The following is a 16,788-nucleotide window of genomic DNA, read 5'->3' on the forward strand; positions in this document are numbered from 1 at the left end:
AGAATAATCTTGACAGTATAAAATCGTGACTGTATAATACAATTAAAAATCGGATTAATTACCTAGCTTACAAAAAATAAAAATGATGCTAAAAGCAAACGTTTTATTTTTTTAGTAACTAATCCTCCGCCACTCCTTAAATTAGAGCTTTTCTAATTTCAAAATGTATTACTAAAACTTCATAATGTAACTGTGCAATATTTATTAGGCTCTAACTTTTAAGGTTACTAATAATTTATTACATAGCTCCATACATTTGGCGGCAATGGCGGGAGCGATAAGGGGTAAGATATGGAAAATTACAAGTATGGATTTAATGACAAGCCAAAGCTTCTAACAGCAATACCGCTTAGTATGCAACATGTTTTTTCTGCTTTTGCAGGTACTATGTCAGGTGCTATTTTAGTAGCTGTGGGCATGGGTCTCTCACTAAGTGAGACTGCATTTTTGATTCAATGTTCGATGTTGATTGCAGGAGTGAGCACCATACTGCAATCTATGGGAATTGGACCAATAGGGTCACGGTTGCCAATTGTTACTGGTGGAAGTTTCACCTTTGTAGCACCATTAATTGCCTTAAGTACAAATAATGATGTTGGTATTGCTGGAGCTTTTGGAGCAGTACTTGTAGGAAGTCTAGTTTTAACTTTAGTAGGACCTCTTGCAGTAAAATATTTACATAAATATTTTACACCTACTGTTACAGGAAGTGTTGTTTTGGCAGTAGGGTTATCACTTATGAGTTCTTCATTTGACTACGCAGTATCTTTTGATGCTCATGGACCTAATGTAGTTGCTAATTTTTCTTTAGCTATATTCACATTATTATTAACACTCATTTTAAATCAATTTGGAAAAGGTTTTCTAAAAGTAGCATCCATAATAATTTCAATAGTAATAGGGTATGTAGTAGCAATAATATTTGGTATGGTTGACTTTTCTAGTATGGCACAAGCAAATTGGTTTGCAATGCCAAAACCTATATACTGGGGATTGGAGTTCAACTTGGGCGCTATTATAACCATATGTACAATTCATATTGTTACAGTTATGGAAATAATAGGAGATACGACAGGTGTTGTCAGTTCTGTTGAAAACCGTCTACCTACACAAAAAGAATTGATGAGAGCTGTGAGAGCAGATGGAGTTGGAAGTTGTTTTGCAGCCTTGTTTAATGGGCTTCCAGTTATATCAGGTAGTCCAAACATAGGAATAATTTGTATGACAGGAGTTACAAGTAGGTACATAGTAGCACTTGGAGGAGTAATGTTAGGCGTATTAGCATTTTTCCCAAAGTTTGCCCAGATATTAGCTTTAACACCAGACCCAGTTATTGGAGGAACATTAGTTATGATGTTTGGAACAATTGCATCATCAGGTATTAAGGTTATTGGAATGGGAAAGATGACAAATCGTAATATAACAATTTTAGCAGTCTCATTGGGCATTGGTATGGGTGGTTATTTTAATCAAGCTGCATTAGCATTTTTACCAAGCATTGTAGTCACTTTAATGACTGGTATATCTGGAACAGCTTTATTATCTTTAATACTAAATATTGTATTGCCTAAGGAAAAAGAAGATGTAGTGGAAAGTAAAGTAAGTTGTAAAGCTTAGAGAATGTAATTCTAAAGGATATCCAAGAAGGAGCGCCTTGCTTCTATTTTTTTTACCAAAAATAGAATTGAACTTTGAAGGAAACCTAATAGCTTGCATTTGAGCAGAATATAATCTGAAAGGATATCCAAGAAGGAGCGCCTTGCTTCTATTTTTTTTACCCAAAAACCTTAAAAAACTAAATAATCAAAAGATATGATACTCATTTTAATAAAAGCATAATCTGAAAGGATATCCAGGAGGAGCGCCTTGCCCCTCCTTTTTTAACAGTAATTATGGATTTTACTTGTCAAAGGAGAGTAAATAACTTGGATAAATTAATCAAAGATTAAATTTCATAGAAAATATTAAAATTTAAATTATGTGGGGAGAAGGTGGAGATTATAGATGTTATTGAATTTGATATAAATGGCAGATTGAGAAAGGTGAGTATAAAAAAAAGCTGGACTTTACTTTATGTTTTAAGAGAAGTGTTTAATTTAACTGGAAGTAAGTGTGGATGTAGTACTGGTGATTGTGGAGCTTGTAAAATAATTTTAGATGGAGAAGCAGTTAATTCATGTCTGATTCTAGCAAGAAACGCAGTTGGGAAAAAGATATTGACAATTGAAGGGTTGTCAGATGGAATCAATATACATCCAATTCAACAAGCATTTATTGATTGTGGAGCTGTTCAATGTGGATATTGCACTCCAGGGATGATAATGTCGGCAAAAGCCTTACTAGACAAAAATCCAAATCCTTCTGAGGTAGATGTTAGAAAGTCTATAGATGACAATCTTTGCAGATGTACAGGATATGTAAAAATTGTTGAGGCTATACTTTTATCAGCAAAAAGGATGGGGGGTATAACCTGTGAGTAATAAATTTAAAATTATTGGTGAGAGAGTCCCAATAAGAGATGCTGTACTTAAAGCTACTGGCCAACTTAAATATACTGCGGATATGAAAATTCCAAATATGCTTTATGCTAAGGTTTTATTCAGCCCTATAGCGCATGCAAAAATTAAAAAAATAGACACATCAAAAGCTGAAAAATTAGAAGGTGTAAAAGCCATAGCCACTTATAAAAACTCACCTCAAAAAGCCTTTAATAGTGCCATGAGATTTTATGAACATGAGTTGCCAGAGGTTGAATATATCTTTGATGATACTGTTCGTTTTGTTGGTGATAAAGTTGCAGCTGTTGCAGCTGAAGATTTACAAACTGCTGAAAAAGCATTGAAGCTTATTGAGGTTGAATACGAAGAATTACCATCAGTATTTAATCCAGAAGAAGCAATACAAGAGGGTGCATATCCAATCCATAAAGGTGGAAACAAGCTTGCAGTAAGTGTACAACAGTGTGGAAATATTGAAGAAGCTATGAAAAAAGCTGATTATATTTTTGAAGATAAGTATACACTTCCAGCTATACATCATGGTGCAATAGAAACTCATGTGGCTATTGTGCAGATTATGATTACAGTGGAAAACTTACTGTTTATAGTCCTAATCAAAATACTTTTGGCTTTAGGATAATCTTATCTAAGTTATTTGAAGTACCAATGAATAAAATTAGACTAGTAAGTCCAGCTATTGGAGGAGCTTTTGGAGGTAAATTAGAGATTACAATTGAGCCAATTGTAGCATTATTAGCAAAACTATCAGGTAGGCCAGTCAAACTAGAACTTAACAGGAGAGAAACTATTGCTTCAACAAGAACTAGACATGGTGCAGTTGTATATCTAAAAACAGGTGTTATGAAAGATGGTCAAATTGTAGCACAAGATATGAAAGTTCTAACAAATACAGGAGCATATGCATCAAGTGCTTTAAATGTAATTGGAGCAATGAGTCATAAAGTATTTAAAGCATATAAGATTGAAAATATGAGATATACAGGAATACCAGTGTATACAAACACACCAATTGCAGGAGCAATGAGAGGATATGGTTCTCCACAAGCTTTTTTTGCACAACAATCCCAACTAAATAAAATTGCAAAAAAACTAAATATGGATATTTTAAATTTACAGCTTAAGAACTTAGTTGAACCAGATGGAATAGACCAACGATTTAAAAGTCCTCATGGTAATCCAAGACCAATAGACTGTATAAAAAAAGGTGCTGAAATATTTGACTGGAAAAAACAAATAAGACAGCAAAATGAATCAAATGGTAGGTTTTTAATTGGTGTAGGTATGGCAGTTGGTTCACATGGAAATGGATGCTTTGGGGCACATAGAGATATAACAGCCTTAATGTTGAAAATGAATGAAGATGGTTCAGCTGTATTATATACAGGTACTCATGATATGGGAAATGCATCTGTAAGTGTCCAGGTGCAAATTATATCTGAAGTACTTGGAATAAGCCAGGAAAAAATAGAATGTATACAGGCAGATACAGAAGCATCACCATGGAATTTAGGAGATTACGCAAGTAGAGGAGTTTTTGTATCCGGAAATGCAGCTTTAAAAGTAGCAAACTCAGTAAAAAAAGAACTTTTAAAAGAAGCATCCCAACTCTTAAAAGAGGATGAAGAATATATAGAATTTAAGGACGATAGAGTTTATTCTATCAAAAATAACAACAAACAAGCCACTTTATGCGATGTCATGATACATGCTCAAAGGGTAAGTTTAAGAGAGATTATAGGAGCTGAAACTTTTGCATCTCAAACTGGAGCGAGTTCATATGGTGTACATTTTGCTAAAGTTGAGGTTGATACTAAACTGGCAAGTGTAAGAGTTTTAGAATATGTTGCAGTACATGATGTGGGTAAAGCTTTGAACCCAATGTCTGTAGAAGGTCAGATTGAAGGAGCAATTCAAATGGGAATAGGATATGCGTTAACTGAAGCGCTTGAGTTTGATAATAGAGGAAGAATAAAAGCTAATTCATTTCGCTCGTATCATATGATAAAGGCTAGTGAAATGCCACAAATAAAAGTTGGAATGATAGAATGTGGAGAACCTGGAGGTCCATTTGGAGCTAAGAGTATAGGTGAATGTTCTGTTGTACCATCAGCACCAGCAGTAGCAAATGCAGTAGCAAATGCGTTAAACTGTGATTTTTATAGTTTGCCATTAAAGAAAAATATTTTAATGGATAATATAAATATTTAATGTTGTTTTATACAAAAGAAATTAGTTATACAAAGTAAAAAGATATTTATTTAAAATACTTTAGATATTGTAATGTAAGATATTTTTCTAAATATAAGTTTGAATTATAAGAATATAGAGGATGTGATGGATTGTGAATTTAAGATTTAAAGATAAGGTTGTTGTGATAACAGGAGGAGGGCAAGGATTAGGAGCAGGATTTGCTTTAGATTTTGCTATTGAAGGAGCAACAGTAGTCTTAATTGGTAGAACTAAAAGTAAATTGGATAATGTTGCAGAAAGAATCATTAAATCTGGTGGTAAAGCCTTTGTTTCAGTTTGTGATGTAAGCAAACCAGAAGAAGTAGAAGTTTGTTTTAGTGAAGTAATAGATAAATTTGAGCGTGTAGATGTATTGATTAATAATGTAGCTCTCCATAAATCAGCTCCAGTAGTTGATACTACAATTGAAGATTGGGATGTTCAGATAAAGACTAATTTAAGTGGAACTTTTTATTGTACTAAGGCTGTTCTTAGAACAATGATTGATAAAAAGTATGGAAAAATAATAAATATTAGTTCTACAGCAGCAAAACATTTTTTTCCGGGTTTTGGGGCATATGCTGCTTCTAAAGGTGGGATGGTAAGTTTTACTCAAACTTTATCAGAAGAAGTAAAAGAGTATGGAATCAATGTAAATGCAATATATTTAGGTATGACTAATACTGAATATACAAGAAAAAGATTTGACTATGATGATGCAGTTACGATACCACTTGAAGAAATGTTGCAAGTGGAAGAAGTATCAAAAGTTGTAACTTTCTTAGCATCTGATGAAGCAAGTCCAATAATGGGAGCTGCAATTGATGTATGTGGGAAGAAGGCATAAATAAAATATATATTGAGAGGTATAAAGATGATAAGTTTAAACAAGAAAGCTATGGTGGTAGTAAGAGAGATACTGGAAGATGCAGAAGCATTAGGGTGTGAAGTTGTTAAGATGGATTGTGGAGCAACTATAATTGATATGGGATTAAATTGTAGTGGAAGCTGGAAAGCAGGCGTTTTATTTACTAGGGCTTCTATAGGCGACCTAGGAACAGTATCATTAGGAGATTTTAAATTAAATGATGAATATTCTTTCTCAGCAGTTGAAGTATTTATAGATAAACCATTGATTGCATGTATGGGTTCACAGATTGCTGGATGGAAACTTGGAGAAGGTGAATTTGCAACTATTGGGTCAGGACCAGCAAGAGCTTTAGCAAGAGTTAAATCAGACTGGTATTTTGAAATGACTCCATATAAAGACACTTATCATGAGGCAGTCCTATGTATCCAAGATATAAAATATCCTAATGATGAAACGGTCTTAGAGGTTGCAAATGCTTGTAAAGTAAAACCAGAAGACACATATATATTAATTTCACCAAGTACATGTATTGTAGCATCAATGCAAGTGTCAGCAAGAATTATTGAGCAAGTATGCCATAAGATGTTTGAAAAAAACTTTGATGCAGGTCAAATTGTACTTGCTAGAGGAAAAGCACCAATCGCACCTGTATTAAAAGATGAACTTAAGACTATGGGAAGAATAAATGATGCATTGATTTATGGTAGTGAAACTGAGTTTTGGGTGGATTCGACTGATACTGCTATTGCAAAAACTATACACCAGTTGGCAGGGAAAACTTCGTCTCCAAATTATGGAGAGTTGTTTGAAGATGTATTTGAGAAGGCAGGAAGAGACTTTTTCTATGTAGACCATGATGTACACTCAATAGGCAAAATACAGATACATAATATAAATACTGGGAAATCATTTTCGGCAGGAGAAATAAATTACTCAGTACTTGAAAAAAGTTTCTTAAAATAAACAACTTAAAAATTTATTGATTCAGGGGGAGATAAGATGGCATTAGGTAAGTTAAGATTAGAAAAATTATACCGTGACATGGTTATGATTCGCAGATTTGAAGAAGTAATAGAAGTATATGCTGCCAATGGAACAATACCAGGATTTGTTCATTTAAGTATAGGGCAAGAAGCTTGTCAAGCAGGCATAGTTGATGCACTTAGAAAAACAGATTATAAATTTCCAGACCATAGAGGTCATGGAACTATAGCACTTTGTGGTACTGACCCAAAACTTGTAATGGCAGAAATTTTTGCTAGGGCTACAGGAATAAATGGTGGTAGAGGCGGTTCAATGCATATAAATGATATTGAATGTAGAAATATGGGGTTTAATGGAATACAGGGTTCAACTATGGTAACTTGTCTTGGTACAGCTTTTGCATCTGTGTATAAAGAAACAGATGATGTTACAGCAGTATTTCTAGGAGATGGAACTTTAGGAGAAGGAACTTGCCACGAAAGTCTTAATATGGCAGCAACATGGAAACTTCCTATAATATATTGCCTACTTAATAATCAATATGCTATATCTACACACTATACAGATTCACATCCTCAAAAAGAATTAAAAACTTGGGGCGAGGGGTATGAGATTCCAAGTTATAGGGTAGATGGAAATGATGTAGAAGCAGTAATTGAGATAGTGGAAATAGCAGCAGATAGGGCAAGAAAAGGTGAAGGACCAACTTTAATAGAATTTCTCACTTATCGCTGGCAAGGTCATTTTGCAGGAGACCCAGCAGCATATAGACCTGAAGAAGAAGTTAAGTATTGGAAAGATAGAGACCCAATCAAGTTAACTAGAAAGATACTTATTGAAAGAGAAGGTATGTCAGATGAATCACTTAAGCAAATAGAAGAAGAAATAGAGGCTGATGTTCAAGAAATGCTGAGATTCTCATTGGAGAGTCCATCACCAGATATTAAAGATGCAGTTACACACACATATGTTGATAGAGAGGTGGAGATAAGATAATGGGAAGAAAACTTTCATATGGAATGGCAATAAATGAAGCACTTCATCAAGCTATGGAAAATGATGATAGAGTTTTTATACTAGGTGAAGATGTAGCTAAAATGGGTGGAGATTTTGGGATTACTAAAGGAATAATGGCTAAGTGGCCAAATAGAATAAAAGATACAGCTTTATCAGAATCAGCTATATTGGGATTATCAAATGGTGCAGCACTTTGTGGACTAAGACCAGTTCCAGAGATAATGTTTGCAGATTTTTTGGGAGTTTGTTTTGACCAACTTGTAAATAATGCAGCAAAATTAAATTTTATGTTCCAAGGAAAAGCACATTGCCCAATTACTGTTCGTGCTGTACAGGGAGGTGGTATACGCTGTGCATATCATCATTCAGTTTGTGCAGAGTCATGGTTTATGAATACACCTGGGCTTGTAGTAGTTTCACCAACAACACCTTATGAAGCTAAAGGGATGTTGCTTTCAGCTATAAAAAACGATAATCCTGTATTATTTTTAGAACATAAAATGCTATACAATGTCAAAGGAGAGGTGCCAGTTGAGCCATATGAAATTCCTCTATATGAAGCTGAGATTGAAAAAACTGGAAGTGATATTACTATAGTAGCTACTCAAATGATGTTAGGGTTAGCACATAAAGCAGCAAGTCAACTTGAAAAAGAAGGGATTAGTGTAGAGATAATCGACCTTAGAACTGTATTTCCTTATGATAAAAAAACTATAGTAGAGTCAGTTGCGAAAACTAGTCGATTGGTTATTGCTCAAGAAGGTCCAAGAGTTGGAGGATGGGCTGCTGAAATATCTGCAATGATAAATGAAGATGTATTTGAGTATCTAAGTGCACCAATAAAAAGAGTTACATCAATTGATGCTCCAGTAGCATATGCACCAGTTTTAGAGGATTTTGTTCTACCAAAATTAGAAAATCTAATTAAGGCTTGTAAGGAAGTTATGCAATATTAGTCAGGGGAGGATAAACAATGATTACAGAGGTTAAGATGCCGAAGTTTGGTCTTTCTATGGAGGAAGGAACAATTGGCACATGGTTGATTGAAGAAGGAAGTGTAGTAAATAAGGGTGATGAAATTTTAGAAGTTGAAACTGACAAGATTACTAATACTGTTGAAGCACCAGAAAGTGGGGTATTGAGAAAAAAATTTTTTGAAGAGGGCGATATTGCTAATTGTGGAGAACTAATTTGTATAATTGCAGAAGCCAATGAAGATATTAGTGGATTTAACTTGATAGATAAAACTGATAATGAAAAAGAGGTAGATATTTTAAGTTTAGAAAATGCAACTAAGAAAAAAGATTTAAATATAGACAAAAAAATAACTCCGAGAGCTAAAAAAATAGCTGAGGAAAAAGGAATTAACTATTCAAATATAGAGGGTACAGGAATACATGGTTCAATAACAATTGATGATTTGAAAAATTTCATGAACAATAATCCAGTAGAAGAAGTTATGGAAGTCAATCAAAATAAAGTAGTAGAAAAAGAAGTACGGCAAGAAGTTACCAATATTTCTCAAGCTAATAACATTAAGGTAAATATAGGAGAAAATGATTTGGTAACTAAGATGACACCAATGCAAAATGTAATAGCAAAAAAAATGCATGAGAGTTTATTGACAACAGCTCAAACTACAATTGCCACTGAATTAGAAATTACTAACTTATCAAAAGTATATAAAGGATTGAAAGAAAAGTATAAAAAAGTAGGAGTTAAATTAAGTTATACAGCTCTTATAATAAAGGCTGTAGCTGAAGCACTTGAAAATCATCCTAAACTTAGAACACAAATAGTTGATGAAAATCATTTTAAAGTAAGTAGCGAAATTAATATAGGTGTAGCTGTAGATATTCCAAATGGCTTGGTGGTACCTATAATAAAAAATGCAAATTTAAAAGACTTAAAAACAATATGTATTGAACTAAGTGATTTAAGTGATAGAGCTAAAAATAACAAGTTAAATTCTGATGAAATGAGTAATGGAACTATTACTATAACTAACTTAGGGATGTTTGGAATAACATACTTTACCCCAGTATTAAATACACCAGAAAGTGCAATTTTAGGTATTGGAAGTATAATAGAAAAAGTTCTTGTAAAAGATGGTGCATTTTACGCTGGTTCAACAATGAATATGAGTTTAACTCATGACCATAGAGTAGTAGACGGAGCTCCTGGAGCACGTTTTCTTCAAGAAGTCACACAAAATCTTTTAGATTTTAGATGGATGTAATTCAGCCAGATTTAAAGTGATTTTATAGTATACCAGTAATCTGACAGATAGTTTGTTATGCGTTTCTCGAAAGATTTTTTCTCTCCAAACTATCTGTCAAAATTAAGATATAGCAAAAAATTATATGGAGGTTACTACATGAGAAAAGTAGATTTGATAATTAAAAACGCTTATCTAATTTCAATGAATAATGAGAGGGAAATACTAAATGATGCTTGTATAATAATTGAAAAGAACAAGATAATTGATATAGGAAAGAAGAATTTACTAGAAAAATACATCTCTGAAAAAATTATAGATGCTAGAGGTAAATTTGTTTTACCTGGATTTATAAGTACTCATTCTCATCTATTTCAGACTTTGCTAAAGGGATTAGGAAGAGATAAATTATTGTTAGACTGGCTTGATAGCTCTGTTAGAAGAGCTATACATAAAATAGATGAAGAATGTTGCTATTATGCAGCTTTAACAGGATGTATAGAAGCAATTAGAACAGGTACAACTACTATACTTGACTATATGTACTGTCATGGAAAAGAAGGTCTTGATGATAGTATAATTCAAGCATTTGAAGACTTAGGAATAAGAGGAATACTTGGTAGAGGATTTACAGATACAAGTAAATTCCCAAAAGAATTTGGTTGTACCTATCATGATACAGAACAAAAGTTTTTTGATGATGTCAGAAGATTAGAGAAAAAATATAGAGACCACTCGAGAATAAGTTTAGCATTAGCTCCTGGTATTATATGGGATAACACAGAAGAAGGATACAAAGAAATGAGAAATATAGCCAATGAGCTTCATATTCCAATAACTATGCATTTACTTGAGACTAAGGACGATGATAAATACTGTTTAGAAGATAGAGGTATGAAGACTGTGCCATATCTTGAAAAAGTAGGAATTTTAGGGCCTGACTTTATTGCAGTCCACTGCATACAAATGTCAGATGAAGATATAGAGTTATTTAAAAAATATGATGTTAAAATATCTCATAATCCAGTATCTAATATGGTTCTAGCAGCAGGAGTAGCACCAATTCCAAAGCTTATTGAAAATGGATTGACTATAAGTTTAGCTTGTGATGGCTCAGCGAGTAATGATACTCAAAATATGTTAGAAGTAATGAAAATGACTACATTATTACAAAAAGTTACTCATAGAGATGCAAAGCTTTTACCTTCGTCAAGTGTACTGGAAATGGCAACACTTGGAGGAGCAAAATCCATAAATAAATTAGACTGCTTAGGGTCAATAGAGATAGGAAAAAATGCTGATATTATAATTTATAATCCATATAAAAGTGCAATTTCTATACCAGTTCACGACCCAATTAGTTCATTAATATATTCATCTACTCCAAATAATATAGAAACTTCTATTATAGATGGAAAAGTAGTTATGGATAAGAATCAAATAGTTAATATAGATGAAGAAAAAGTAATCTATAAAACTCAAAAAATATCAAGTAAGTTAATAGAGGATGTTGGTCTAGGAAATATGCAATGGGGAAAAAGAATTTATGGATTATAAAAAATAATTGAGAGAAGGTGGTCAAAGTATGAATAAGCTTGAGTTTTTCAATATACCAAAACATAACTTAAAAATAAATGTATTAAATAGAAATGAAAAGATATTAGACAATATAAAAGAAGAATCTAATGAAAATATCTGTATACCAGATGCTTTAGAGTATTATACAGAGTTGTTTTTTCCAAAATCAAAAGATAAAAGACCATATATATTTTCATCTATGGTGCTTTCATCTGATGGAAAAATGGCATATGAAGACAATAAAGCAGGCCCTTTAATTGGAAAAAATAATTTTGTTGATCCAGATGGAGCCTTGGCAGATTTTTGGGTTTTAAATGTTCTAAGAGCATATTCAGATGCTGTAATTATAGGGGCTAGAACGTTGCAAAATGAACCTGGGATAACATGCCATGTATTTGATGAAAGTTTGACACAGCAAAGAAAAGACTATTTAAATAAAAAATATCAGCCATGTGGAGTAGTAGTTTCTTTTGATGCTAGAGATATTCCATTTGACCATTATACATTTAGAGTTGATAAGAGTCAGGAATATAAAATGGTTATAGCCACATCTCCAAATGGTTGGGATTATATAAAAGAAAATTCTCCTTTAAAACACATATGTATAGGGAGTTTTAATTCAATTAAGGATGTTGATGATTATAAATTTGAAGAATTATACAAAGATTTTGATGTTTGTCCTGTAATTGTTACTGGTAAAGATAGTACTCCAGACTCTAAGATATTACTTTATGTACTTAAAAATCTAGGGATAGAAAAAATGTGTATCGAATCTCCTTCATACTGTACTCACCTAATTGAAAATGAATTATTAGACGAATATTTTATGAATTATTCCATGGTATTTGTTGGTGGAAAAATGACTCCAGGCTGTACAACAGCTTATAGCCATTTAGAACATCCACATTCGGAACTATTGATAGTAGGAATGCATAGAAATAATTTTATTTTTACACGTCAGAAACTTTGCTATGGTATTAAAAATCAAGTAGATTTAACAAGCTATAAATATTGATACTAAAATTTTAATTATAGATATTAATATCTATAACTTAAAAGGAGGAAAAATAAATATGAACGCTGATTTAATCGTAATTGGTGGTGGTCCAGGTGGGTATGTTGCAGCGATTCGAGGAGCTCAACTGGGGTTAAAAGTTATAATTGTAGAAAAGAATGAATTTGGAGGTACTTGTCTAAATACAGGTTGTATTCCTACAAAGACACTATTTAAAGATGCACAGGTTTTAAATTATTTTAATCATGCTGAAGAATATGGGATAAAAGTTGATGAATATAAATTAGACTTGGAAAAAGTTCAGAAAAGAAAGAAACATATAGTTAAGACCTTAACTAGTGGTGTAAAAGGATTATTAAAAGCAAATAAAGTGACTGTAGAAAAGGGAGAAGCAAAGTTAATAAGTAAGGATTCTGTAGAGATAAAATTAGAAGATGCCTCAAAGAAGATAATTAAAGGAAAAAATATTTTAATTGCATCTGGTTCAAAATCTTCTAAGCCTCCTATTAAAGGGATTGATTTGGAGGGAGTAATAACAAGTAAAGAAGCTTTAGAAATAACTAAGTTGCCTCAGAAATTAGTAATAATTGGAGGTGGAGTTATAGGAATTGAGTTTGCAGGAATTTTAAATGAATTTGGTTCAGATGTAACTATAGTTGAGTTCTTGAATAATATAATTCCTATGGTTGATAATGAGGTATCTAGTAGGTTAACTAAACTACTTAATAAAAGGGGGATTAAAATACTACTTTCATCAAAAGTAGAAGAAATATCTAAGAGTGATAAAGAACTAGTAGTAGATATAAATCAGAATGGAGAAAAAACAAAGATTGCTTGTAATAATGTACTTGTATCTACAGGAAGAGAGTTAGATGTAGATGGACTAAATCTAGATAATTTAGGCATCAAATATGATAAAAAGGGAATAAAAGTCGATGAAAATTACTGTACATCTGTACCAGGTATTTATGCAATTGGAGATGTAATTGGAGGAATAATGCTTGCACATGTTGCATCTGAAGAAGGCAAAGTAGTTGTTGAACGAATTGTAGGGGAAAAAACAAGTGTAGATTATGACTTAGTACCAAATTCCATTTTTACTTTTCCAGAGGTATCTACAGTTGGATTGTCTGAAGAAGAAGCCAAAAATAAAAACTTAGACTATGTCGTTGGTAAATTTCAGTTTTCTGGTAATGGAAAAGCTCTTACAATGAATGATTCAGATGGTATGGTTAAGGTAATTGCTTCAAAAGATAAGACTACAATATATGGGGTTCATATCATAGGGCCTAATGCTAGTGATTTAATTCATGAAGCTGTAATTGCAATGAAAGCAATGTTGACAGTTGAAGAAGTTGTAAGTACTATGCATGGACATCCAACCTTATCAGAAGCTTTTGCAGAAGCTACTATGGGAATAGTAGGTAAAGCAATACATGTACCTCCTGCTAGAAGGTAGTCTTGCAAGAAGTAAAAATAAAGAGTGGTTATATGCAAGAATATTATGTTGAAAGTACTTAAATGTAAAAAGCATTTAAATAAAAAAGTAGTCAAATATTAAAGAGGGAAGTATATAATATGAAATTAAAATCATTTGAAAGACCTTTATTTATTGAAGAGCTAACTTTTAGGATAGATACTAAATTAATAGAAAAGTACTTACAATTAGATTATGAGATTTGGATTAAAGGTCTAGAATTATTAGAAGGATTTGCTGGTTCTGAGATATGGATTAGTGAAAGTAATCCAGGAGAAATAACATCAATAATATATTGGACAGATTACAAGTACTATAAAAATATTGATAAAGATTGGCTAAGTGATAGAAAGAAAAGAATGTCTGAATTAATGGGAGAAGGAAATTTAGAGTTTGTAAGAGCAGAGCATGATGTCAATAAAAAGTATAAACTTAGAGAATATAAATAATAAGATTAAGTGCACTAAACAACTATACATAAATAATATTTTAGTTAAAATAAATATCATTTAAGTTAAGAATTAACTAGATTAAGATGTGTATAGCTCAAAATTAATTGTTAATAAATTCATGGTCGTAAAGAAAAATAAAATTTATGGGAGGATTTATTTTATGAAAGAGCACGATACATCAAAATTTCATCTAGAGGGGAAACCGCCTTTTAAGGAAGCTTTACCTTTAGGATTACAGCATTTTGTTTCAATGATAGCTGGTAATATGGTTCCAGCTATGCTTATATCGAATATAGTAGGGCTTGATAAACAGATGTCAACTATGCTTATGCAAGGTGCTATGTTGGTAGCTGGAATAGCAACTTTACTACAATTGTACTCAATACCACTATTTAAAGGGCATAGGCTTGGTTCAAAGCTTCCTGTAATAATGGGAACAAATTATGTGTTTTTAGGTGCATGTCTTTCAGTAGCTGGAAAATATGGGCTTAAAGCTCTTTTTGGAGCTCAAATTGGAGGGGCAATAGTAGTGTTTTTTATAGCCTTTGGAATTAAGAAGATAAGACATTTATTTACTCCAATTATAGCAGGTACAATGATTGCCTGTATGGGTATTAGTCTATTTCCAACCGCTGTAAAAAATTTAGCTGGGGGAGAAGGCTCAGCCACATTTGGAGAACCTATAAATTTCGCAATAGGACTTATAGTTGTTGTAGTCATAATTTTGCTTATGAAATTTGGCAAGGGTTTGGTTCAAGATGCTGCAATTTTAATAGGTATAATATTTGGTTATTTAGTATCACTTGCATTTGGATTGGTTGATTTTTCTGCAATTCAAGGGACATCAATACTTTCTTTTCCAAAGCCATTGGTATTTGGTCTAGAATTTAGACTTGATTTAATATTAATGTTTGCCATTTTATTTATGGTAGCTATAGCTGATATGATGGGAGCAGCAACAATTGCTACAATGGGAGCTATGAATAGAGAGGTTACAGATAAAGAATTAGAGTCTGCTACAATGGGAAATGCATTAACATCCATAATTGCATCTGTATTTAGTTCAATACCAACAGGAGTATTTGGTCAAAATGCTGCAATCGTAGCTATAAATAAAGTTACTAGTAGATTTGTATTGTCAATTACAGGAGTAGTATTAATTTTAGTTGGATTTTCGCCATTATTGGGTGCAATAATAACTACTATACCTTCATGCATAATAGGAGGGGTCGCTTTAATCGTATTTTCATCAATTGCTATGGCTGGTTATGATATGATAAGTCAATGTGGATTTACGTCAGATAACAATCTTATAGCAGGAGTTTCAATTACCTTAAGTATAGGTATAACTTCAGTTCCTCAGACTTTAGAAAAGTTTCCAGAGATTATTAGAACCTTAGTTGGAAATTCTTGTATAGTATCAGTATTTATTGTAGCAATGATAATTAAATATATATTATCAATAAAATCGAATAAGTCTAATGATATAAACATAGAGGCTTAAATTAAAATTTGTGGGAGGTATAGTTATGGCTAAGATACTAGGAATATGTGGAAGTCCAAGAAAAGGAGCAACTGAATATGCAATACTACAAGCTTTAGAGGAAGCTAAAGAAATACCAGGAATAGAAACTGACTTTTGGACTGTAAGAGGAAAAAATATAGGTCCATGTATACATTGTGATGCTTGTATGAGAAAAGCAGAAAAATGTACTATACAAGATGATATGGACGAACTAGAGAAAAAATTGTTAGAAGCAGATGGATTTATAATAGGTTCTCCTGTTTATGATATGGGAATAACTGCTCAATTGACTGCTGTGTTAAATAGATTAAGACATATGTATTTAGTACATGGATGTAATTTACAAAATAAAGTAGGAGCTGCTATAACTACTGGTGGAACTAGATATGGTGGACAAGAAATGGCCAGATTACCAATAATAAATTTCTTTTTAATGCATGAGGTATTGGTAACAGGAGGACTTATTGGAGGATACACTGGTGCTAGTATTTGGAGTAAAGATGCAAAAGAACAAGGTGCAAAAGATGATGAAGTAGGCATGAATACGATAAAAAGACTTGGGAGAGGTCTAGCAGAAGCTGTTAAAATATCTAAATATGGTCTTGAAAAATGGAATATTGAAAAAGAAGAATTAGGAATAACAAGTGAAACTGAAAAAAGTCCTGTAAAAGACCACTAAAATTTATATTGCCCATACGTAAAATTTAATTAGCCCCTCTTAATATATGATACAACCCATCATAAATATTAAGAGGGGTAATTTTGTATTTAAAATTATTTGTAATAAAATAAGATATATTAATAAATATGATAGAATATATATTATAAATTAAATTTTATAAATATAAGGGGGGGAACTTTGAGTTCTTATAAATTTCTTATGTTATAAGATTATAAGGGCCA

General features: G+C 32.3%; 14 protein-coding genes and 1 pseudogene. All 15 read left to right on the forward strand.

Annotated features, from left to right (window positions below):
- Positions 1-291: 291 nt before the first annotated feature.
- Entirely contained in the window at positions 292-1,617 is a 1,326-nt protein-coding gene (locus IC219_RS10085) for a solute carrier family 23 protein (RefSeq protein WP_227830880.1), read from the forward strand.
- A gap of 374 nt (positions 1,618-1,991) precedes the next feature.
- Positions 1,992-2,480, forward strand: a complete 489-nt coding sequence (locus IC219_RS10090; RefSeq protein ID WP_413926932.1) for a (2Fe-2S)-binding protein — start codon at positions 1,992-1,994, stop codon at positions 2,478-2,480.
- Positions 2,481-2,577: 97 nt separating this feature from the next.
- Complete coding sequence (locus tag IC219_RS21725) at positions 2,578-3,138, forward strand: molybdopterin cofactor-binding domain-containing protein (RefSeq protein WP_255612975.1); 561 nt, start codon at positions 2,578-2,580, stop codon at positions 3,136-3,138.
- Positions 3,120-4,727: pseudogene (locus IC219_RS10095) on the forward strand (xanthine dehydrogenase family protein molybdopterin-binding subunit); the annotation flags it as partial. The gene IC219_RS21725 and the pseudogene IC219_RS10095, both read left to right, overlap by 19 nt.
- A gap of 133 nt (positions 4,728-4,860) precedes the next feature.
- Positions 4,861-5,595 carry an SDR family NAD(P)-dependent oxidoreductase gene (locus IC219_RS10100; RefSeq protein ID WP_227824341.1) on the forward strand — a complete coding sequence of 245 codons (735 nt, stop codon included), beginning with the start codon at positions 4,861-4,863 and terminating at the stop codon, positions 5,593-5,595.
- Between the two features lie 27 nt (positions 5,596-5,622).
- Entirely contained in the window at positions 5,623-6,582 is a 960-nt protein-coding gene (gene mch, locus IC219_RS10105) for a methenyltetrahydromethanopterin cyclohydrolase (RefSeq protein WP_227434349.1), read from the forward strand.
- Between the two features lie 36 nt (positions 6,583-6,618).
- Positions 6,619-7,599: a thiamine pyrophosphate-dependent dehydrogenase E1 component subunit alpha gene (locus IC219_RS10110; protein WP_227830879.1), complete on the forward strand. Its 981-nt coding sequence runs from the start codon at positions 6,619-6,621 to the stop codon at positions 7,597-7,599.
- Positions 7,599-8,576 (forward strand): alpha-ketoacid dehydrogenase subunit beta, encoded by a 978-nt coding sequence (locus IC219_RS10115; RefSeq protein WP_227434351.1) that lies wholly within the window; start codon positions 7,599-7,601, stop codon positions 8,574-8,576. Before IC219_RS10110 ends, IC219_RS10115 begins: the two co-directional genes overlap by 1 nt.
- Before the next feature lie 17 nt (positions 8,577-8,593).
- Positions 8,594-9,859, forward strand: a complete 1,266-nt coding sequence (locus IC219_RS10120; RefSeq protein WP_227830878.1) for a dihydrolipoamide acetyltransferase family protein — start codon at positions 8,594-8,596, stop codon at positions 9,857-9,859.
- Positions 9,860-9,997: 138 nt separating this feature from the next.
- Positions 9,998-11,395 (forward strand): amidohydrolase, encoded by a 1,398-nt coding sequence (locus IC219_RS10125; protein ID WP_227482060.1) that lies wholly within the window; start codon positions 9,998-10,000, stop codon positions 11,393-11,395.
- A gap of 28 nt (positions 11,396-11,423) precedes the next feature.
- Positions 11,424-12,431, forward strand: coding sequence for a dihydrofolate reductase family protein (locus IC219_RS10130; RefSeq protein WP_227482061.1), 1,008 nt, complete (start codon positions 11,424-11,426; stop codon positions 12,429-12,431).
- Between the two features lie 58 nt (positions 12,432-12,489).
- The gene (lpdA, locus tag IC219_RS10135; protein ID WP_227830877.1) at positions 12,490-13,890 is read left to right on the forward strand and encodes a dihydrolipoyl dehydrogenase; all 1,401 of its coding nucleotides are present in this window, start codon (positions 12,490-12,492) and stop codon (positions 13,888-13,890) included.
- Positions 13,891-14,009: 119 nt separating this feature from the next.
- On the forward strand, positions 14,010-14,357 hold the full coding sequence (locus IC219_RS10140; protein WP_227824339.1) for a TIGR03792 family protein: 348 nt from the start codon (positions 14,010-14,012) through the stop codon (positions 14,355-14,357).
- Between the two features lie 163 nt (positions 14,358-14,520).
- The gene (locus tag IC219_RS10145; RefSeq protein ID WP_227824338.1) at positions 14,521-15,864 is read left to right on the forward strand and encodes a uracil-xanthine permease family protein; all 1,344 of its coding nucleotides are present in this window, start codon (positions 14,521-14,523) and stop codon (positions 15,862-15,864) included.
- A gap of 25 nt (positions 15,865-15,889) precedes the next feature.
- On the forward strand, positions 15,890-16,564 hold the full coding sequence (locus IC219_RS10150) for a flavodoxin family protein (protein ID WP_227824337.1): 675 nt from the start codon (positions 15,890-15,892) through the stop codon (positions 16,562-16,564).
- Positions 16,565-16,788 lie beyond the last annotated feature (224 nt).

Source organism: Clostridioides sp. ES-W-0018-02, from assembly GCF_020658175.1.
Lineage (GTDB): Bacteria > Bacillota > Clostridia > Peptostreptococcales > Peptostreptococcaceae > Clostridioides.